Genomic DNA, 20,757 nt, shown 5'->3' with positions numbered 1-20,757 from the left:
TTATAACAAAGCCAATCCTTATCAGCATGTTTAATCCTCTAAGACAGAGCCAAAAGCAGCACAGCTGAACTCGCCACTGATGGATACTTTAACGTGACGGAAGCCTTACAAAACTTTGCAACTACGCCCCTGTTATTGCTCAGCCTTGTATTGCTGATCAGTCTGTTGGAATCGCTGGCCTTTATTGGTCTGCTGGTTCCGGGTATTGCGCTTCTGCTAGCCGCTGCAGCACTGGCCGGACAACAGCAGATCGCTGTCCAGTGGTTACTTTTGGCTGGTTTTCTGGGTGCCAGCGCAGGCGATCTGAGCAGTTATTTTCTTGGCCGCCACGCAGCTACCCGACTGATGCAAACCGCTCTGCTTCAGAGACACGCGCAGTGGATGGAACACAGCCAGCACTTCTTTCAGCGTTATGGCTGGCTCAGTGTATTTATGGCCCGTTTTGTCGGCCCGATACGTCCGGTCCTGCCCTTTATTGCCGGCATGTCCGGCATGCCACGCGCTGTATATATTGGCATCAGTCTGCTCGCTGGATTGGCCTGGGCGCCTTTTTATCTGCTGCCCGGTTATCTACTCGGCTATGGCAGTCACTGGCTGCCGGAGCTGCAATCAGAACTGACGACACTGTTCAGCCTTGTACTTTTCCTGGTGCTGATCTTTCTCTTCAGCCACCATGGGTTGCCGACAGGGAACTGGCTGAGCCGCTGGCTCTCAGCTCACCATGCCCCGGCACAACCTGATCCGCGAGACCATTGTGTACTCTACCTGCTGGGGTTTCTTGTCTGTGTTTTTATGCTCGGTCACCCACTGGCAAACCAATGGAATGAAACTCTCAGAGAGGTTCTGTTAAGCGACATAAGCCACTTCGGCGTCTATTGGCAGTGGCTTACCCATCTGGGCGATCCGCTGTTTGCATTACTGACTGTGCTGATACTGGGCATCTTTTCAGGTACCGCATGCTGGCGGAACAGTCTGCTTATTGCTGTTTTGCTGGTCGGTGTTTTACTACTGAGTCAGTTGCTCAAGTGGACGCTTGCTGAACCCAGACCACCTATCAGTGAACTAGAAAGCTTCAGCTTCCCCAGCTCACATTCCGCTGCAGCCGCCTATCTCTGGGGTGTAATCTCACTAAACATTTCCCGTGGACGCTCCGGATCTATACGCAGATTGATCACCTGGGCGAGTCTGAGCCTGATTGGTTTGATTGGATTAAGCAGAATTGCTTTGGGCTTTCACTGGCCGCTGGACGTCGTCGCCGGGGTGCTGGTAGGGACAACCGGTACTGCACTCTATCGCTGGCTACAGCCAGAACCAACGGGTGTGCACCATGATTTAGGCTATGCCAAGGGCATTGTCCTGATGATCTGGACAGCGGGTTATGCCACTGCCCAGATACTGATTATTTAGCGCTTTTAGGTTTGCGCTGTTTCGATTTTTTGCTTTTACCCGGGACCTTGCCACTGTACTTAATCTGTTCCATTTCAGCGTTCGACAGATTTTTCTTACGGGTTGCTTTACCAGCGGTTTTTTTCAGTCCTTTCGGATTTTTCGCAGTTGATCCATCACCCAGCTCAGTGCTGTCTTTTTTTTTTCGCGGGTTCAGCAGTGCTTCCCGCTGAGAGCCGGGTTTTGCACGCGTCGATTTTTGCTCTTTTTTCGGCGGCCGATTACCCCGCTCTTGAACTGCGCCCGCCAGTTTTTTGCTGCTGCGGTCAGCGCCGGTCAATTTGCCTTCTGCGAGTAATTGACGGGTACTCTTTTTACGAACGGCAGTGACTTCAACCAACTCGAAATCGATTTTCCGATCATCCAGATCCACCCGGAGGACCTTCACCTTAAGACTGTCACCCAGTTTGAAGACCTTGCGGGTTCGCTCTCCCACCAGCCGCTGCTTCGCCTGATCAAACACATAATAATCACCGGGCAGTGCAGAGATATGGATAAGGCCTTCAACAAAGAGTTCGTTCAGCTCAACAAACACGCCAAAACCGGTGACGGCGGAGATGACGCCTTCAAACTCATCCCCGACATGATCCTGCATATATTCGCATTTGAGCCAGGCCACAACATCACGGGTCGCTTCATCCGAGCGCCGTTCTGTCATGGAGCAGTGTTCACCCAGTTGCAGCATCTGCTCCATGCTGTAGTTACAGCGAAACGCCGGGTTGGCCGTGAAACCATCAGGGCGCAACAGTGCACTGTCCTGCACATTGTTATGCAGCGCACTGCGAATCAACCGATGCACAATCAGGTCGGGATAACGCCGGATAGGTGAGGTGAAATGGGTATAGGCCGGATAGGCCAGACCAAAATGACCCTGATTATCAGGCGAATAAACAGCTTGCTGCATTGAACGCAGCATCATGGTTTGAATCAGATGGTGGTCTGGCCGATCGTTAATCTGCTCAGCCAGCTCTTGATAATGCTGAGGCTCAGGCTTTTCACCACCGGATAGGTTCAGACCCAGCTCACCCAGATAGGCCCGCAGGTTTTCGAGTTTCTGGGCTTTGGGTCCTTCATGCACGCGATAGAGCGCTGGCTGCTTCAGCTTCGCCAGAAAACGCGCCGTCGCGACGTTGGCGCAGAGCATGCACTCTTCAATCAGCTTATGGGCATCATTGCGATGAACCGGCACGATCTGTTCAATCTTGCGTTCATCACTGAACAGAATCCGGGTTTCAGTGGTTTCAAAATCAATTGCGCCACGGGTTTCACGCGCTTCACGCAGGGCAAAATAGAGGCTGTAGAGATCTTCCAGATGTTTAACCAGCGGCGCATATTCTGCACGCAGCTGAGCACCCTCTTCACTCTCAGGCTCCATCAACATCTTGCCAACCTTGGTGTAGGTCAGACGGGCATGAGAGCTGATCACCGCTTCATAAAACTGATAACCGGACAGATTACCGGAGGCACTGATGGTCATCTCACAAACCATCGCCAGACGATCCACCTGAGGGTTCAGGGAGCAAAGACCGTTAGACAGCAGTTCGGGTAGCATCGGCACCACAAACTCTGGGAAATAGGTCGAATTGGCGCGGTTCATCGCCTCATGATCAAGCGCGCTGTCCGGCTTCACATACCAGGAGACATCCGCAATAGCGACCCATAGCCGCCAGCCACCGGTGCGCTTTTTCTCAGCATAAACAGCGTCATCAAAGTCTTTGGCATCTTCACCATCGATGGTCACCAAAGGCAGCTGACGCAGATCCACCCGGTTGAGTTTGGCACTCTCCTCCACTTCAGCACTGAGATCACCAATCTCCTGCCGAACCGCATCAGGCCACTCGTTGGGGATGCCGTAGTTATGAATCGCGACCGTGATTTCCATGCCCGGTGCCATATGGTCACCCAGCACCTCAACCACTCGCGCCTGTGGCAGCTGACGTTTACCCGGCTGCAGGGTCAGTTCGGCCACCACCAACTGACCATCTTTATAGGTCAAAGGCTGATCAGGATTAGGGGATATAATGATCTCTTGCGTGATCCGCTGATTTTCCGGGCGCAGATAACCAAAACCATTTTCGCCCTGAAATCGGCCCACCAGCTTGGTCGTCTTGCGTTCCAGCACTTCGATGATTTTGGCTTCGCGACGGCCTTTGGGATCAACATGGATCTCCTGCGCCACCACCCGGTCACCATCAAACACCTGACGCATCTGGCGGGGGCTGAGCTTGAGATCATTACTGCCATCATCCGGCTGAATAAAACCGTAGCCGTCCCGATGACCGATAACGCGCCCCCGGATCAGGGACATTTTGTTGACCAGGCCAAACTCATTATTACGATTGCTGATCAGCTGGCCGTCACGGCACATGGCCCGCAGACGAAAGGAGACCGCTTCCTGGCTGACTTCGGCATGGATACCCAGCTCATGACAGAGTTGACCATGGCTGATTGGCCTGCCCCAATCCTGCATAAATCGCAGGATATAGTCGCGGCTTGGCACAGGGTTGTCGTATTTTTCAGCTTCCTGGGAAGCCTGAGGATCGTTTTCCTGCCAGTCTTTGCTCATAACGTGCGGCGTTTTCCTCGCGCGGGATGGGCAAGCAGAATACCCTCGCCCTTTCTGTTTCAGTCACTTATCAATTGATGATAAGCCAATACCAGGGCGAGGGGTAATTTAATTTACGGGATTTGATCAGAGTCGGCTAAACAGCATCACAGTCGCATAGCCCAGGGTGTATGCCACCAGCAGCCAGTGAACAAACCGCAGGTAGGTGATAAAGGTCAGCTGTTCCAGTTTACTCAGCGCAATGACACCTGCCGCAGAGCCAATTACCAGAATGGAGCCACCCACACCTACGGCATAGGTCAGACCCAGCCAGTCAGCCGTCGACATCTCGATACCCGACTTCAGGATCGCCGCCGTCAGAGGTACGTTATCCACCAGCGCTGACAGAATACCCACCACAAAGTTAGCCATGTAAACCGGCATATGACTGTAAAGCTGCGGCAGGTAATCCAGCACTGACAACTCTTTGAGCATACCTACCAGCAGCAACACGCCGAGGAAGAACAGCAGGGTATCAAACTCAATCTCACGCACATATTCCAGTACGTTTGGCTTTTTCTCACTGCGGTAGATCACGCGGTGTACCAGGAACATGACTGACAAACCAAACAGGAAGGTCAGTACCGGCGGTACCGAGAACATGACACTCATGAACAGGGTGCTCAGAATGGTCAGCAGAAACAGCAAAGCGATAAATTTATCGCCGGTCGCTATCGGACGCTTGAATTTTGGCAGTTGCACCTCTTCATTGGTACCCCACATCAACAGCATAGCCAGTGTCAGCACTCCCACCACAGCCGGACCAATCAGCAGGAACAGGTCTGTGATGCTGACCTTGCCCGAGAGGAAAATCATCAGGGTGGTGACATCACCCGTAATCAGGGAAACACCACCAGAGTTGACCGCAAATACAATCAGCGTGGCGAATTTCAGTACTGTCTTGGTATCAAGTTTCAGGGAAGAGAGCAGCGAAAGCATGATCAGGGATGCCGTGATGTTATCCGCCAGCGAAGAGAACATCAGTGCCAGCAGCGACATCAGGATCATCAACTTGCGCAGCGTTAACCGTCCCGGCAACAACCGGTAGACCAACTGGGTGATCAGGCCCTGTTGGTTCAGGTACGCCACAAAGGTCATGGCTGCCATCAGGAACAACCATAGCGTCGCGATATCAAGCAGGTTTTCATTCAAACCCTCCTTGATATGCTCCACGCTCTGCTCAGGGAACACAAAGGCCAGAATCCATACCAGCGTACCGATGAACAGGGTCGATTTGGCTTTATTGAGGTGGATAACGTCCTCAAGCACTATCAACAGAAATGCCAGCAGTATCAGGCCCAGCAACAGCAAATGCATTGGCAACTCCTACAGGAATCCGGGAAAAAAGACGCGTAATTATCGGTTTTTAGGGAGACGGGGTCGAGCCAAGAGTTTCGCTCAGGAACTAATTAACGAGGCAAAGCCAACGCTTTTGACACTTTAGAATGAGAGGCAGGCACTCTGGCCCACCCTCATCCTCACTACAAACGATCAGGGCAGCTCGTCGACCACTTCCTCTTTCTCTTCCGGAGGCATCAGGTCTTCTTTACAGATACCCATCATCAGCAGCACGTTAGCCGCGACATAGATAGAAGAATAGGTACCGATTACCACACCCACCAGCAGCGCCATAGCAAAGCCATGGATCATCTCCCCACCAACCAGTGCCAGTGCAACCAGTACCAGCAAAGTGGTCAGAGAGGTTACCAGGGTACGATCCAGGGTCTGAGTCAGGGAAGCATTCATGATCTCAGTCGCGGTCGCTTTACGCATCATGCGGAAGTTTTCACGAATACGATCTGACACCACAATCGTGTCGTTCAGTGAGTAACCGATTACCGCCAGCACCGCTGCCAGTACTGTCAGATCGAAGTCCTGCTGAAACACCGAGAAAAAGCCCAGTACAATCAATACGTCGTGGATCAGCGCAGCCACTGCACCCACCGAGAACTTGATCTGGAAACGGAACGCTACGTACACCATGATCATAAACAGCGCGAGCAGCATACCGAGGCCGCCCTGTTCACGCAGCTCTTCACCTACCTGAGCACCCACAAACTCATTTCGACGCAGCTCGATCGTTTGATCCTGACCTTCCTGCAGGGCAGACAGTACTTTGTCACCCAGCTTAGGATCGTGGTCCTGACCCAGACGGATCAAAATATCGGTTGGCGTGCCAAAGGTCTGCACCACGGCATCATCGTAACCGGCACCTTTGAGCTGATCCCTGATCAGGTTAAGGTCAGGGGCTTTTTCATAACCAAGCTCCACCAGACTTCCGCCGGTGAAATCCAGGCCAAACTTAAGGCCGTTGATTGCCAGCGAAGCGATAGAGATCACCAGCAACAGCGCAGAAAAGGCCGTTGCCAGCTTACGCAGACCCATGAAGTTGTAAATCTTAGATGTAGACATCATCAGCTCCTCAGATTGACAGCTTCTTGATCTGACGACCACCGTACACCAGATTTACCAGTGCGCGGGTCACCATGATGGCGGTGAACATAGACGTCAAAATACCTACAGACAGGGTGACTGCAAAACCTTTCACCGGTCCGGTGCCCATGGCAAACAGAATCACCGCAGCAATCAGGGTGGTAATGTTAGCGTCAAAAATGGTGGTAAATGCACGACCAAAACCGGCATTGATTGCCGACTGTGGCGGCAGACCGTTTTTCAGTTCTTCCCGAATACGCGAGAAGATCAGCACGTTGGCATCCACCGCCATCCCCACTGTCAGGACGATACCGGCGATACCTGGCAACGTCAGCGTGGCAGACAACAGCGACATGACTGCCACCAGCAAGACCAGGTTAAGGGTCAGTGCAATATTGGCCAGCAGACCGAAGACCCGGTAATAGACCAGCATAAAGACCAGTACCAGCGCAAAACCGATCTGCACCGAGAGCAGGCCCGTTTCGATGTTCTGCGCACCCAGACTTGGACCAACTGTCCGTTCCTCTACGAAATAGATCGGTGCTGCCAGGGCACCGGCACGTAACAGCAACGCCAGCTCAGATGACTCACCTGCCCCATCCAGGCCGGTAATACGGAACGAACTACCCAGCACAGACTGAATGGTTGCCAGAGAGATAATGCCTTTTTCCTGATAACGGATTTTTTCCGCTACCTGCTCACCATCCACAGTCTTGTAGACTGTGCGCTCTTTATCTTCAACAAACAGTACCGCCATGCGACGCTGCACAGCGCCTTTGGTGGTACGGGCCATCAGCTCACCACCCTTGGAATCCAGGGTGATATTCACCTGCGGCTGGCCGTTTTCATCAAACGAGGCCTGCGCATTGGCAACATTGTCGCCCTTGATGATGATATCGTTTTCCAGCGTGGCCTTACGTTCCGGATCATCACGGAAACTATGGATTTCGTTACGTGCAGCACTGGTGCCCGGTTTGGCTTCCAGTCTGAACTCAAGGGTTGCCGTCTTACCAATGATCCGCTTGGCCGCTGCCGTATCCTGAATGCCCGGCAACTGCACCACAATTCGGTTGCGTCCCTGACGCTGTACCAGTGGTTCAGCCACACCCAGTTCGTTGACACGGTTACGCAGCGTGGTCAGGTTCTGCTTGATGGCATAGGTTTCAATATCCCGAATCGCCTGCTCAGACAGCGCAACGGTGACGAAGTAGTCCCCGCCCTGTTCTTCGCTGTTTATCAGAAAGTTGGGATACTCTTTTTTCAGTACTTCCAGTGCCTGATCACGCACAGCGGCATCGCTGAACTTAACCACCATGACACTGTTTTCGATATCCAGTGTGCGGTAGCGAAGTTTTTCTTCCCGCAACTTGCCTTTGATCTCGGAAGCATAGTTTTCAAGCTTCTGGCCCACCGCTTTTGGCAGATCGACTTCCAGCAGAAAGTGCACACCACCACGCAGGTCCAGACCGAGTTTCATTGGGCCAGCCCCCAGAGAGGTCAGCCACTCAGGGGTCGTCGGCGCCAGGTTGAGCGCCACCACATAGTTGTCACCCACCACCTTATGCACGGTGTCCTTTGCCGTCAGTTGGGTATCACTGTCAGCAAAGCGAATCAGACCGCTGCCGTTTTCAATTTCGGTTGCTTTAACACTGATGCCCTGTTCGGACAATGCATTGGTCACCTGCTCCATCAAAGATGCATCAACTGCATGCACTTCACGGCTGCCGGTGATCTGGATGGCATAATCTTCAGGGTAGATATTCGGCGCAGCATAGAGCGCACCGATCAACAGTACCGCAACGATCAGCAGGTTTTTCCACAAGGGGTATTTATTGAGCATGACGCCAATCCCTGTCAGAAACAAAAAACGCCACGGTTTACACAGTGGCGTTACAGAGGAACTTAGATGCTTTTCAGCGTACCTTTAGGCACCGCTGCAGAAACATGGGTTTTCTGGAAGGTCAGCTGAGTACCTTCACAAACTTCCAGCACAACGTAGTCATCATTCAGGTTAACCACTTTACCCAGCACACCGCCGGCAGTGATCACTTCGTCACCTTTGTTCAGACCGGCCAGCAGGTTTTTATGCTCTTTGGCACGTTTAGCCTGTGGACGCCACATGAAGAAGTAAAAGATCAGACCAAAACCAACAAGGAAAAGCAGGTTGAACATGCCCGTGTCCGGGGCGGTTGCTGCACCTTCAGCGAAGGCTGGAGAGATAAAGAAGCTCATTGGCTACTCCTGAAAGATATTAAAAAAGCTGCATGTTATATGGCGTCAAGTGACGGGGTTTCAAGCCCCCGGCGCTGATAAAACTCATCCACAAAGGCGCTCAATTTACCCTGTTCAATTGCCTGACGCAAACCAGCCATAAGCTCCTGATAATAATGCAGGTTATGGATGGTGTTGAGCTGCGCACCGAGAATTTCCTTACACTTATCAAGGTGATGCAGATAGCTGCGACTGAAGTTCTGACAGGTGTAACAACTGCATTCACTGTCGAGCGGTGCAGGATCGGTTTTATGCACTGAATTACGGATTTTCACCACGCCGTTACGGGTAAACAGAAAACCGTTGCGGGCGTTGCGGGTCGGCATGACACAATCGAACATATCCACGCCACGGCGGACCGCTTCAACAATATCTTCCGGCTTGCCCACACCCATCAGGTAACGTGGCTTATCCTCGGGCATTTTCCAGGCCAGATGATCCAGAACCTTGATCATCTCATCCTTCGGTTCACCCACAGACAGGCCACCAATGGCATAACCATCAAATTCAATGGCCGTGAGACCTTTGAGTGATTCATCACGCAAAGTGGGGTACATCCCGCCCTGCACAATGCCAAACAGCGCTGAAGGATTATCACCATGGGCCTGCTTGGAACGTTCAGCCCAACGCAGGGAAAGACGCATCGAATCAGCCGCTTCCTGCTCTGTCGCCGGGTATGGGGTACACTCGTCAAAAATCATGACGATATCGGACCCCAGCTCACGCTGAACCTCCATCGACCGTTCAGGACTGAGGAAGACTTTGCTGCCATCCACCGGCGACTGGAACGAGACACCCTCTTCCGTAATTTTGCGCATCTTGCCCAGGCTGAATACCTGAAAACCGCCGGAATCGGTCAGAATAGGGCCTTTCCATTGCATAAAATCATGCAGATCACCGTGCTGGCGGACAATCTCGGTTCCCGGACGCAACATCAGATGAAAGGTATTACCCAGAATAATCTGGGCGCCGGTGGCCTCAATATCCCTGGGCAGCATGCCTTTCACCGTGCCGTAAGTACCCACCGGCATAAAAGCCGGGGTTTCAACACTGCCACGGGGAAAGGTCAGCCGTCCGCGGCGAGCTTTGCCGTCTTCAGCCTTTTTCTCAAACTGCATAAAACAGGTTCTGCTCATTGGGCACTCTCTTTGCGATAACTTGCCGGTACAGCGTCATTGCGGGTAATAAACATGGCATCGCCATAACTGAAAAAACGGTAACGTTCGGCCACTGCAGCCGCATACGCCTCTTTAACGGGCAGCATGCCGGCAAACGCACTGACCAGCATGAGCAAAGTCGACTGGGGCAGGTGGAAATTTGTAATCAACGCTTCCACAGTACGGAACTGATAACCGGGGTAGATAAAGATGTCGGTATCACCAAAATAGGGTTCGATCTGACCTGACTGACTGGCGGTTTCCAGACAACGCACACTGGTGGTACCGACTGCAATCACGCGTTTGCCCGCGGCCTGGGTTGCCCGCACCTCTGCGCAGACTTCAGGGCTGACTTCAATATACTCTGCGTGCATGCGGTGCTCATCAATCTGATCCACCTTGACCGGCTGGAAGGTGCCCGCGCCAACATGCAGCGTCACAAAGGCCCGTTTTACACCTTTTTTATCCAGCGCCTGCAGCAGAGGTTCATCAAAATGCAGACCAGCGGTGGGGGCAGCTACGGCACCTGGCTTGCTGTTGTAGACGGTCTGATAACGCTCACGATCTGAATCCTGATCTTCACGTTTCATGTAGGGCGGCAGCGGCATATGGCCGTGTGCTTCCAGCAGAGTGATCAGATTGTCGTTGCCAGCAAAGGTCAGCTCAAATAAGGCATCATGCCGCGCCACAACCTCAGCGCGCAGACCACCTTCAAGTAACAGAGTCGCACCCGGTTTGGGTGAACGACTGGAACGGATATGTGCCAGAGCACGGTGCTCGCCCAGCACACGTTCAATCAAAAGCTCGATTTTGCCGCCGCTCTCTTTCTGGCCAAACAAGCGGGCAGGAATCACGCGGGTATCGTTAAAGATCATCAGATCACCCGGCTCTACCTTTTCCAGAATGTCCGTAAACTGACCATGAGAGATCTCGCCAGTCGGCCCCTCCAGACATAACAGACGACTGGCACTGCGCTGCGCCAGCGGAAAACTGGCAATCAGCTCTTCCGGCAAGTCAAAATCAAAATCGGACACCTGCATGGGGGTAAAACGCTCTCACTTGGAATCAGGGCGCGCATTGTACCGCAAGCAGGGGTTTATTTCAGTTTCTCTGGTGCGATGAAATGAAGTGAAAACACCACAAAAAAGCCGGACTCAGGTGTCCATGGCACCCGATTGAGCCCGGCCAGAAAGGTTAATTAATGATCGTGTGGATCCTGATAACGTAACTGCCCCCGAATCGCACCGCCCGGATACTCTGGGTTGTGCACGTTGATGTAGAACATCTCCGGGTTTTCCAGAATCATCTGCACAATCCCGGGAGCAGAGCCATTAAACTTATCACCGGCTTCATACTCGCTAAGACAATCCGCCGCATTGCCATCTTCCGGCCCTGCCAGCTTGGCAACCACCGGGCCGTTTTCACCTCTGGCACCCATATGAATATGTGCGGCCATGCCTTCACCCACGGGTACTAACTGAATCTTATCCACCGTCAGCACATAGCAGAGGGTTTCAGGGTCGCCATCAATGCCAAACACATAGGCTTCACCCTTGCCGTTAGGGTCACCCAAAATTCTTTCATCGGTTGCGTCACTGCTGACCTGTTCGCCACCCCATAAATCAGTGGTCAAAACGGTATTGGTATGACCTGCATGGGCCAGTGTTGCTGCACCCATCAGTACTGCAAAAATACCCCAGGCTGATCGCTTTTTATTCTTTAATCCTTTGAATTGCATGATCTGATCCTCGTCCTGTTAACTGGGGACACTTATTACAACTATGTCCACTGCTCACTACGCAGACCAGAAAGAGATAGATCAAATTTTAAGCATTTAATATTTTTTAGGCGATCTGCTCATTGATTGATTGACGCGGCCAACAAGCTTTCTATAATACGCAGCTCACACTGTGCCAGCGTGGTGAAATTGGTAGACACAGGGGATTCAAAATCCCCCGCCCTAACAGGTGTGCCGGTTCGAGTCCGGCCGCTGGTACCATCCTCGGTTAAGCCTTTTTTCAGGGTTTCTAGCGGACCTGGTAGTTTTTTGGTCTGCTTTCGCAATTTCTCAAACTAACTAACCGACCAGAGTCCATTCTGACTTAAGCGTTTCTGGCAGATTTAGCTACCCATAAGAAATTAAAAGCCATAGGAAACCCTCAAGAAGAGAGTGTTAAAAAAAGATTCTTTGATTTAAGCACTTCAAACGATGCTCAAAACATAGTGACGAGATAAGTCTTTAGAGGGTTGTACTGCTTAAATTAATGGGATTAGTTTGGTTGATATAGGCCAAAAATTCTGCAAAGGGGACCGGTTTACCGTAGTAATACCCCTGCCCAATATTGCATTTCAGACGCGTCAGGACATCTGCAGAGGTCTCTGTTTCGATCCCTTCAGCCACGACGCTGTAACCAAAGTTATCCGCCAGGTCGAGGATTGTCTTCACGATACGCTGGCTTTCCGGCTCGGCAGTGACTTCATTCACAAAACACCGGTCGATCTTTATGGTATCGATGGGTAACTGCTGACAATACGCCAGAGAGTTCATGCCGGTACCAAAGTCATCAAGCGAAATCGCATAACCGCAGGCTGACAGCTCTGCCAGTGCCCCTTTGATCTTCTCGAAGTTAACGGAAGTCTGTTGTTCGGTAAGTTCAACCTCCAGCCTTTTGGGTTCGATATCATGATCCGACATTATCTGTTTAAGATGACGCATCACAATCTCGTCACTGAGATCATAGGCGGTCAGATTGAAGGCAATTTTGATCTGATACCCCTGCTCTTCGAGTCGTTTCAACATCAACACCGCCTGCGTTGCCACATATTTGGCAAACTCACTGCGAATATTGCTGTTCTCGATCACATCCAGAAACTGAGCCGGAAACAGTAACCCATCAACCGGGTGTTGCCAGCGAATTAACGCCTCGGCACCCATGCATTGGCCTGTACTCAGATCCACTTTAGGCTGCAAAAACAATTCAAACGCTTTTGTCTCGATCGCCTGTTTCAGCTGGGTTGCATAACGCAGCCGGACTTTATTGCTCTCGATCAGCTCACTGTCATATCGCAACAATCTGACCTTCTCATTGTTGGCACGCAGCATGAGCGTAGAAATGTCTTTCAAGAGCAGATCAAAATCTTCAGCCTCATCAGGATAAAGAATACCTACCTCAGTGGGTTCCAGAGCAAACTGAAACTGATCGATTGTCTGCACTTCATTCACACACTGGCGGAACCGGGCCAGACACTCATCCGAGCCCTCGGGGGTGATGAGCACAATTGAGCCATCATTCAGCCGGCCCAGAACACAGGTCGCCGGAGCATCATCTCTAAGGCGCTGCCCCAGCATTGCCAGTAGCCGGTTGGTCATCTCCGAACCATGGTCCGCGATAATATGATGCAGATTACGGAACCTGACGGCTGCAACATAATAACTGGAAGCTGAGGCCGACAGTTCTTCACATGCCTGCTTAAGCGCACGCTCATTCATCAACCCCGTCAGCGCATCCGTTTCTGCAGCATGCATCAATTGTCGGTTTGAGCGCTCCATCCGGGTCCAGACAAACAGCGCCACCGCATAAGCCCCCCATAGCCCAAGCCAGATCACCACCAGAGCGGATGAACCCAATCGCAGCGCTACCTCTCGGAAGGCGATGCTTTTACTGTGACTTTGCTCCACCAGAGCGTACCAAAACCCAAGACTCTCCAGCTGGCTGATAGCCCACATGTAGTCATTACCGGCAAACTGCACCAGATACTTTTCACTGTCTTCTCTGACAACACCATCAACGTCCTTTAACTCGGGCAGAAGCGATACGTCCAGATGCTGTTTTTTCTGTATCACAAGGGATTGCAGGTAAAACGCTGCTTCAGCCGACATGGCTTTTGAAAGTGCGACACTGTCAGTTTCATTCCCGACAACCAGCAACATTGAGGCATCAAAATGTTTCAGAATATGAGCCAGCATAGTCTGGCTGGGCAGCGTTTCATCTGCTGCAGAATAACCTTGTTCATTGGCGTGCTCGTCAAGCTCCCGACCGACCAAAGCCAGGTTTTCATACTGTTGCCGCAGTTCAACCTGATAACTGGTGTGGCCCGCAGAGCTGTAGCCCTCAAGAATAAAAAGCAGGCTGACACCGACTGTCACCAGGCCAAAACCAAAGAAGACTTTGCGCCGCAGGGTGTCCAAATTTTCCAGTGGTTGCGCATCCGACTCATCCTCGGTCACTTCCGCTGAACTGCTCCGCATGCCCACCAGTGAATACATAAAACACCAGCCGACAAAGGCAGAAATAATATTGGTAATACCGAAGACAAAACAGAACCAGCCCGCAATCGGGCTGGAGAAGATATCAAATCCGGCCGGACTGATGCCTACCAAAACAAGACCCAGCAGGATTCTTGATAAGCGGTCAGTCAGGCTCATATTACGGCAAACTAGTGTGCGCATAATTCCCTAGGGAAGCGGGTAAAGGGGCATTTTACCTTATAAAAGGTATGTGAATTAATGCAGAATTAAAACGTTCGTAAGAATATACGGCTGCCTCACCCCTCGCAGCATCTCGCTTTCAGGAAAAAGCGGAAGCTTGATTTAAACAGCTCAAATTGGATAACCCCGTATGAGCTAGATCACCAAACTCACTCCTGACCCGGATCGGTAAAAACCTCGTCGCGCCAGTTATCCCCGAGTTTCAGTTCAATATAGTCACGAATCAGTTTACGCACCATCTGCGAGGGCGTGACATCATCCTGTTTACACAACTGCTCGAACGTGGCTTTTTTTTTCGGATCAATCAGTAATGTCAGGCGGGCAGTTCGTTGTTCCATAGTGAGGCTCTTATATCAAAGTATATGTTAATCATATTAACATTGATTTAGCTTTTACTGCACATCAGAATAGTTCACTCCCAGCCACTGCTTGCCTGTTCGCGCTGAACCCCCCAGCCCTCTGAAAATCGCAACCGCCACAGCAGGCAGCCGTTACATGACCAATCACAGGGACTTGCTATGCCATACAGACGCACCACCCAGCTTCGCCTGTTCAGCGCCCTGAGAGAGGTGCTGGCCGAGGGCTATCGATTGAGTCAGTTGCGCTCGGATCTGCTGGCCGGTCTGACTGTTGGTATCATCGCCATCCCGCTGTCGATGGCACTGGCAATTGCCAGCGGTGTGGCACCCCAGTATGGTCTTTACACCGCCATTATTGCTGGTTTTCTGATCCCGTTCTGTGGCGGCTCACGTTACAGCGTCTCTGGCCCGACTGCGGCCTTTATTGTGATTCTCTACCCGGTTGCACAGAGTTACGGTCTGAGTGGTCTGTTAGTCGCCACCCTGATGGCTGGCGTGATACTAGTCATCATGTCGCTCGCCCGGCTGGGACGACTGATCGAATATATTCCTGAACCGGTCACACTGGGTTTCACCTCAGGGATTGCGGTGGTGATCGCAACACTACAGATCAAGGATTTCTTTGGCCTGCCCATCAGTGAAATGCCTGAACACTATCTGGGTAAAGCCATGTTACTGGTGCATTCGCTACCGGAATTTTCCCCGGCCGAACTGACCGTTGGCGGGATGACGATGCTGGTGCTGATTGGGTGGCCACGACTCAAGGCTGCAGTGCCTGGCCATCTGCCAGCCGTCTGCGTTGGTATCGGGGTTTCGCTGCTACTGGCGCTCTGGGATCAGCCGGTAGCCACCATTGGCTCGCGCTTTCACTATCTGCTTGATGACGGCACCAGTGGCAGTGGCATTCCACCTATTCTGCCGGGATTTGAATGGCCCTGGCTGTTGCCGGGACCCAATGGTACGCCGCTGGAGTGGAATATCAGCATGATTATGCAATTGATTCCGGTGGCTTTTTCCATCGCCATGCTCGGGGCAATCGAATCACTGCTCTGTGCTGTCGTACTGGATGGCATGAGCGGCAAACGCCACCATTCCAATGGTGAACTGCTGGGTCAGGGCATCGGCAATCTGGTGGCCCCCTGGTTTGGTGGCATTACTGCAACGGCCGCGCTGGCACGTTCAGCCGCCAACCTGCGGGCGGGTGCGCAAAGCCCACTGGCCGCCATGATTCATGCCCTGCTTGTACTGTTGAGTCTGATTTATCTGGCGCAGTGGTTGTCCTACATCCCCATGGCATCAATGGCTGCCTTGCTGCTGATGGTGGCCTGGAACATGAGCGAAGCCCACAAGGTCATGGAGATTCTGCGGAAGGCTCCTTATGGCGATATCGCAGTGTTGCTGGTCTGTTTCTCGCTGACGGTGTTTATCGACATGGTGGTCGCTATCTCTGTTGGCGTGGTGTTGGCTGCGTTGCTGTTTATGCGGGATATGGCCAGCATGACCCGTGTCAGCGAGATCAACGACAATCGCAAACATGTGCCGCAACCGCTCGCCACAAGCTGGGGAGTCTACAAAATCAGCGGACCCCTGTTTTTTGCCGCCGCGGATCGTATCTTCAGTGAATTGAGAGTTTTGACCGAGCAGAAACAGCAGATCGTGCTCTATATGGATGGGGTCACTTTGCTTGATGCTGGCGGCCTGTCCGCTATGAAAGCCTTTTTGCAGGAGTGCGGTTTAAAGGGGAAATTACTGATAATCGCAGACCTTCAGTTCCAACCGCTACGGACGGTAGCACGGGCCGGATTAAAACCGGAGCCAGAGCGCCTCCTCTTTACCGCCACCCTGGCCGACGCTATCTCAATGGCGCAGACACTGCCGGAGGCCTGAAGCCCCTGTCAAACAGCTTGCGGCTGGTAAAATCCGTAGCAGTTACCGCCTTTTACCTTGGCCCGGCGCATCGCTTCTTCAGCAGCCTCCAGCAGAAGCGCCGTGTCCAGTCCGTCTTCAGGGTAAAATGCCACACCAATACTGGCCGTGATTGGCACCGGCAGTGCCAGGCTTGTCTGAATATCGCTGATAGCATCCAGCAACTGTTGCGCAATCTGCTCAGTGGATGCCTGGGTTTTCAGATCAGTCAGCACCACTACGAATTTGTCCCCTGCCAGTCTGGATACGGTATCAGTACTGCCAAGCTGAGTCAGAGACGCCGCAGCCCGCTCTAATACCCTGTCACCAATGGCAGGCCCCATTTCAACATTAACCCGTCTGAAGCCATCCAGATCAATAAACAGAATGGCAGCCCTGCCGCCAGAGCGCTGCACATGTTCCAGCACCAGTTTCATTCGCGCCATCAGTAACAGTCGGTTTGGCAGCCCCGTCAGGCTGTCATGATGCAACCGGTTATCGAGGTTCTGATCACGGGTGTGTATTCTGTTGAATTGGTACCAGATAAAGTTAACCAACAGAGTAGTCAGCACCAACCAGAGTATGCCGGTAATGACTACCACCAGCATGATGCGCCGCTCGGTTTTTGCGGCCAGATGCTCGGCTTCGGTCGTCAGTACCGGATTAGGCATCGCCACCAAGGTCCAGCGAGAACCTTCAATATCAACCTGACTCTTGATGCTGGACTTTTCTTCTGCCTGCAAACGCCAGTTACGCCGGTAGTCCCCCCGGGCACCCGCTTCTGTGAATTCAATCAACTCTGCAACTTCACGATGGAGCAGCATCATATCAACATCATCGCCACTGAATTTTTTCAATGAACTGGTGATGATAGGCGTGAGAAAACTGGCAAAGAAAACAATGGATGCCGCACCGGTATCCAGATGGGTCATCACATCAAAATGGCTGAGTTTCATATTGGGATGCAGCCGCTTGATATTACCGTCCGGATTTTTGGCGAACAGTTTGATATCTGCTTTGCAGGGTGGACCAATCAGGCCCGGAAACACTTCAAGTATCGGATCACCTGCAGCGGTTGCCAGGGTAAAAGAAACCACATCAGGGTAAACCGATCTTAAGAGCTGCAACAGCTGGCCATAGCTGGGACTTTCAACATCCGGATTCTGCAGCAGTTCGTTGATGATCGTCAGATTAGTGCGGGCAAATAGATCAATGCTGCGGGAGAGTTCAAGCAACCGGGTTTCAAGTCCGGCCTGGGTGTTGATCAGGGCACGATCGGTCAATTGTTGCAGTTGCGCTTCATGCGCATCCTGTTGTTGCTGCAGATAACTGCCCACCCAAACAGCAGCCAGAATCACGTACAGTCCGAAGGCGCAGGCGATGATAGAAAGTTTTTTTGCAGTAGACCTGCGACCCACACTGATGAACAAACTGATGCGCCTTACAACCATTGACGTTGTAGGGAAACTAAGTCAGTTAAACGGTATTGTAAACTATCCCTTAGACATTTTTTGACTTAGGCACGTTCTGGCTGACCTGCAACTGCGGTCTTACACAGCTCTGCAGGAGGCTCAGACTGGGGTCATAAACCGATGCCCGCACCGCTGTCAGGTCCAGCAGGGTATGTACGATGTAATCATGACTGAACTGCCCCTCTTCTGCCTGTTTTTCCAGACACCCCAGATCGATATGGCTCTCTGCCTTAAAGGCATCGGATAACCACAGCAGGTTGGCAACCTGCGTTTGCTCATCCGGCGCAAAAAGCTTGGGTGTGCCATGCAGATAGAGTCCGGATTCACCAAGTGATTCGCCATGATCCGACACATAAAACACAGAAGAAGTATTGGGGCGGTCACTCAGACGCTCAATCACTTCGGCAATCACAGCATCGGTGTATAACAGGGTATTGTCATAGGTATTCACCAGCGCATCCTGCGAGCAGTTTTGAATATCACTGCGCTGACAGTCCGGCATAAAGTGCGCGAAGCTTTTTGGATAACGCCGGTAATAAGTGGGTCCATGACTGCCTATGGTGTGTAAAATGACCAGCGTGTCACGCTTCAATGGCTGCGCCAGCAACTGATCCAACCCTGAGATCAACGCCTCGTCATAACAATACTCACCATCACAAAAACCTTCGCGGGCGGTGGTTTCTATTTCGGTATTGAGCACCCGCTTGCACACCCCTTTGCAACCACTGTCATTATCCAGCCAGAAAACATCAAACCCCGCCTTCTGGATCACATCCAGTACGTTTTCCTGCTGACTGGCACGCTCAGGCCGGTAATTAGCTTCATTCAGAAACGAAAACATACAGGGCACTGAGTACGCGGTGGCGGTACCGCACGAAGACATATGCCGGTAAGACACCACCGGATAGGCGCTGGTAAACGCATTGGTCGGACGATCGTAACCATTCAGCGAGAAGTTCTGGGCTCGGGCGGTTTCTCCCAACACCATCACCACCAGATAAGGCTCTGTCGGGTGATCCGTATGTGTCGCTGTATCCACCAACTCGGTAAACGGGTGAGGCTGACTGAAAAAACGCTGCTTAATCAGTTTGCCACTGCTCCAGACAAACTGAGTCGGCACAATCATCTTCTGCAAGTGGCGATGATTACGTCCCAGAGAGGCATAGTTAGAATAAAAACTCATCGCCACAACAAGTAATACTGCTACCAGCGCAACTGCATTCAGCGACAGCTGTTTAAGCTCACGCAAATAAGAGCCACGCCCGGCGCCAAGTCGGAGCACCAGCAGGGCGGGCAACACAGCAAACAGCGCCAGATAGACCAATAGCTGCCCATTCAGGTAGGAGGCACCCTCTCTGACATCGGTTTCGGCAATATTGACGATCATGTCGTAGTTAAACACCACACCATAGTTAAACGTGGCATAAAACAACCCACCTGAAACCAACACCAGTAGCGCCGCAAAGTACCTGAAACACCCAGTCAGCCGGAGCAGATTCACCAACAGGAAAATGATGCAAAACAAAAACACAGGAAGGCTGGCCAGAAACAGATAATTCACCTGCCCATTCTGTTGCAGGGCACGCCAGGCACCCAGATAAAAAGGCGCATTCAAAATGAATGCAATGTATGCAGTAACCAGCAGGGAGAGTTTCTGATTGGTCAGTTTAGGGAAATTCAGCACATTGTTACCTGTCAGTTAATGTTCCGCTATCGCTTAGCAGGCAAGCTTAGTGTGCTGAACTTAAATCTATCTTAAGAAAGATCGATCCGTGCTTATGCTTGAAAAACCTTCAAGCAGCCTGGCCTTTGCAGCGCATTATTTCGACAGCGCATGACTATACTGAAGTTCCGGTTGATCAAAAAACATGCAAAGGAGCGCCCCATGAAACGATACTGGACTCTATTCCTCGTGCTCTTTGTGGGGTTCTCCGGGCTGGCATATGCGGCAAAACCGCAACCCAATCCGTCCGCCAATGCTCCTGCAATCTACTCAGTTAAAATCGACTATTCGACCCTGATGATTCTGGTGGAGGGTATTAATCTGGATGCATCTGGTGTCACGGTAACCCTTGGCGGTGCGAACGCAACACTCAACCCCGGCTCTACTGACAACCTGCTGCTACTGGAGACCACCGCCGATGTAGCCACCGCTGTTGATGGCCCCGGCAACTACGTTCTGGCTGTCACAACCGGCGCGGGCAGCATCAACCTTTCGATCTTTATTCCGTTTGGTCTGGTATATCTGCCACCGGGTGAAAGTCCCTGCCCTTGTGAAGGCGACTGGGATCATTTCGCGGGTCTGGCCTCGCCTGCTGGGTATAACGGACTAGAGCCCTATTGCATCATCGATTCAGGCGTCAGCGACTATGTCACTGTGCAGTTCTGGGATGCCGCTGCGAGCAACTACTGGGCCCTGAGAACTCAATGGACCGGCTCCGGGGGCTTTTGCGAGCAGTACATTGACGGGCCACGCCGTGAACTGAGTTCAGAAGATGAATACAACGCCTGCGCCGCTTATCTGCGCACCAATTACGTCGATGTGTACCCCAACCCGATTGGCGGCACCGATTGTCTATTCTGAGTTAGAGAGGATAAAACAAAGCCCGGCATATGCCGG

At 52.0% G+C, this 20,757-nt stretch carries 15 protein-coding genes and 1 tRNA gene; 4 read left to right on the top strand and 12 right to left on the bottom strand.

Annotated features, from left to right (window positions below):
• The first annotated feature begins 93 nt into the window (after positions 1-93).
• A complete protein-coding gene (locus tag P2G53_RS04560) occupies positions 94-1,407 on the top strand; it encodes a VTT domain-containing protein (RefSeq protein ID WP_275814469.1) in 1,314 nt (437 codons plus the stop codon).
• Here the strand turns inward: P2G53_RS04560 and rnr are convergent.
• The 8 genes from rnr to P2G53_RS04520 form a co-directional block, all read right to left on the bottom strand.
• Entirely contained in the window at positions 1,400-4,012 is a 2,613-nt protein-coding gene (gene rnr / locus P2G53_RS04555) for a ribonuclease R (RefSeq protein WP_275814466.1), read from the bottom strand. The genes P2G53_RS04560 and rnr overlap by 8 nt on opposite strands.
• 126 nt (positions 4,013-4,138) lie before the next feature.
• The gene (gene nhaD, locus P2G53_RS04550; protein WP_275814463.1) at positions 4,139-5,368 is read right to left on the bottom strand and encodes a sodium:proton antiporter NhaD; all 1,230 of its coding nucleotides are present in this window, start codon (positions 5,366-5,368) and stop codon (positions 4,139-4,141) included.
• A 174-nt stretch (positions 5,369-5,542) separates the two neighbouring features.
• Positions 5,543-6,463 carry a protein translocase subunit SecF gene (secF, locus tag P2G53_RS04545; protein ID WP_275814460.1) on the bottom strand — a complete coding sequence of 307 codons (921 nt, stop codon included), beginning with the start codon at positions 6,461-6,463 and terminating at the stop codon, positions 5,543-5,545.
• A 10-nt stretch (positions 6,464-6,473) separates the two neighbouring features.
• The gene (gene secD, locus P2G53_RS04540) at positions 6,474-8,324 is read right to left on the bottom strand and encodes a protein translocase subunit SecD (RefSeq protein ID WP_275814457.1); all 1,851 of its coding nucleotides are present in this window, start codon (positions 8,322-8,324) and stop codon (positions 6,474-6,476) included.
• A 62-nt stretch (positions 8,325-8,386) separates the two neighbouring features.
• Positions 8,387-8,716: a preprotein translocase subunit YajC gene (gene yajC / locus P2G53_RS04535; RefSeq protein WP_275814454.1), complete on the bottom strand. Its 330-nt coding sequence runs from the start codon at positions 8,714-8,716 to the stop codon at positions 8,387-8,389.
• A 35-nt stretch (positions 8,717-8,751) separates the two neighbouring features.
• The gene (tgt, locus tag P2G53_RS04530) at positions 8,752-9,891 is read right to left on the bottom strand and encodes a tRNA guanosine(34) transglycosylase Tgt (RefSeq protein WP_275814451.1); all 1,140 of its coding nucleotides are present in this window, start codon (positions 9,889-9,891) and stop codon (positions 8,752-8,754) included.
• Positions 9,888-10,952, bottom strand: a complete 1,065-nt coding sequence (gene queA, locus P2G53_RS04525; RefSeq protein WP_275814448.1) for a tRNA preQ1(34) S-adenosylmethionine ribosyltransferase-isomerase QueA — start codon at positions 10,950-10,952, stop codon at positions 9,888-9,890. The genes tgt and queA overlap by 4 nt, the downstream gene beginning before the upstream one ends.
• A 158-nt stretch (positions 10,953-11,110) precedes the next feature.
• Positions 11,111-11,650 carry a CHRD domain-containing protein gene (locus tag P2G53_RS04520; protein WP_275814446.1) on the bottom strand — a complete coding sequence of 180 codons (540 nt, stop codon included), beginning with the start codon at positions 11,648-11,650 and terminating at the stop codon, positions 11,111-11,113.
• A 174-nt stretch (positions 11,651-11,824) separates the two neighbouring features.
• Here P2G53_RS04520 and P2G53_RS04515 point away from each other — a divergent pair.
• Positions 11,825-11,911 (top strand) — tRNA-Leu (locus P2G53_RS04515).
• 240 nt (positions 11,912-12,151) lie between these two features.
• On the opposite strand, the gene P2G53_RS04510 is transcribed toward P2G53_RS04515, so the two are convergent.
• Both P2G53_RS04510 and P2G53_RS04505 read right to left on the bottom strand, forming a co-directional pair.
• Positions 12,152-14,362, bottom strand: coding sequence for an EAL domain-containing protein (locus P2G53_RS04510; RefSeq protein ID WP_275814444.1), 2,211 nt, complete (start codon positions 14,360-14,362; stop codon positions 12,152-12,154).
• A gap of 188 nt (positions 14,363-14,550) precedes the next feature.
• Complete coding sequence (locus P2G53_RS04505) at positions 14,551-14,739, bottom strand: CopG family transcriptional regulator (protein ID WP_275814441.1); 189 nt, start codon at positions 14,737-14,739, stop codon at positions 14,551-14,553.
• 180 nt (positions 14,740-14,919) lie between these two features.
• On the opposite strand from P2G53_RS04505, the gene dauA reads away from it, so the two are divergent.
• Positions 14,920-16,647, top strand: a complete 1,728-nt coding sequence (gene dauA, locus P2G53_RS04500; protein ID WP_275814438.1) for a C4-dicarboxylic acid transporter DauA — start codon at positions 14,920-14,922, stop codon at positions 16,645-16,647.
• Positions 16,648-16,655: 8 nt separating this feature from the next.
• On the opposite strand, the gene P2G53_RS04495 is transcribed toward dauA, so the two are convergent.
• Together P2G53_RS04495 and P2G53_RS04490 are read right to left on the bottom strand one after the other, a co-directional pair.
• A complete protein-coding gene (locus P2G53_RS04495; RefSeq protein WP_275814434.1) occupies positions 16,656-18,023 on the bottom strand; it encodes a GGDEF domain-containing protein in 1,368 nt (455 codons plus the stop codon).
• A gap of 142 nt (positions 18,024-18,165) precedes the next feature.
• Positions 18,166-19,821: a phosphoethanolamine--lipid A transferase gene (locus P2G53_RS04490; RefSeq protein WP_275814431.1), complete on the bottom strand. Its 1,656-nt coding sequence runs from the start codon at positions 19,819-19,821 to the stop codon at positions 18,166-18,168.
• Between the two features lie 201 nt (positions 19,822-20,022).
• Here P2G53_RS04490 and P2G53_RS04485 point away from each other — a divergent pair, with 201 nt between their 5' ends.
• A complete protein-coding gene (locus P2G53_RS04485) occupies positions 20,023-20,721 on the top strand; it encodes a hypothetical protein (RefSeq protein WP_275814430.1) in 699 nt (232 codons plus the stop codon).
• The last annotated feature ends 36 nt before the right edge of the window (positions 20,722-20,757 follow it).

It is taken from the genome of Neptuniibacter sp. CAU 1671 (genome assembly GCF_029222905.1).
Classification (GTDB): domain Bacteria; phylum Pseudomonadota; class Gammaproteobacteria; order Pseudomonadales; family Balneatricaceae; genus Neptuniibacter.
This window is presented reverse-complemented; position numbering and strand designations above follow the sequence as displayed.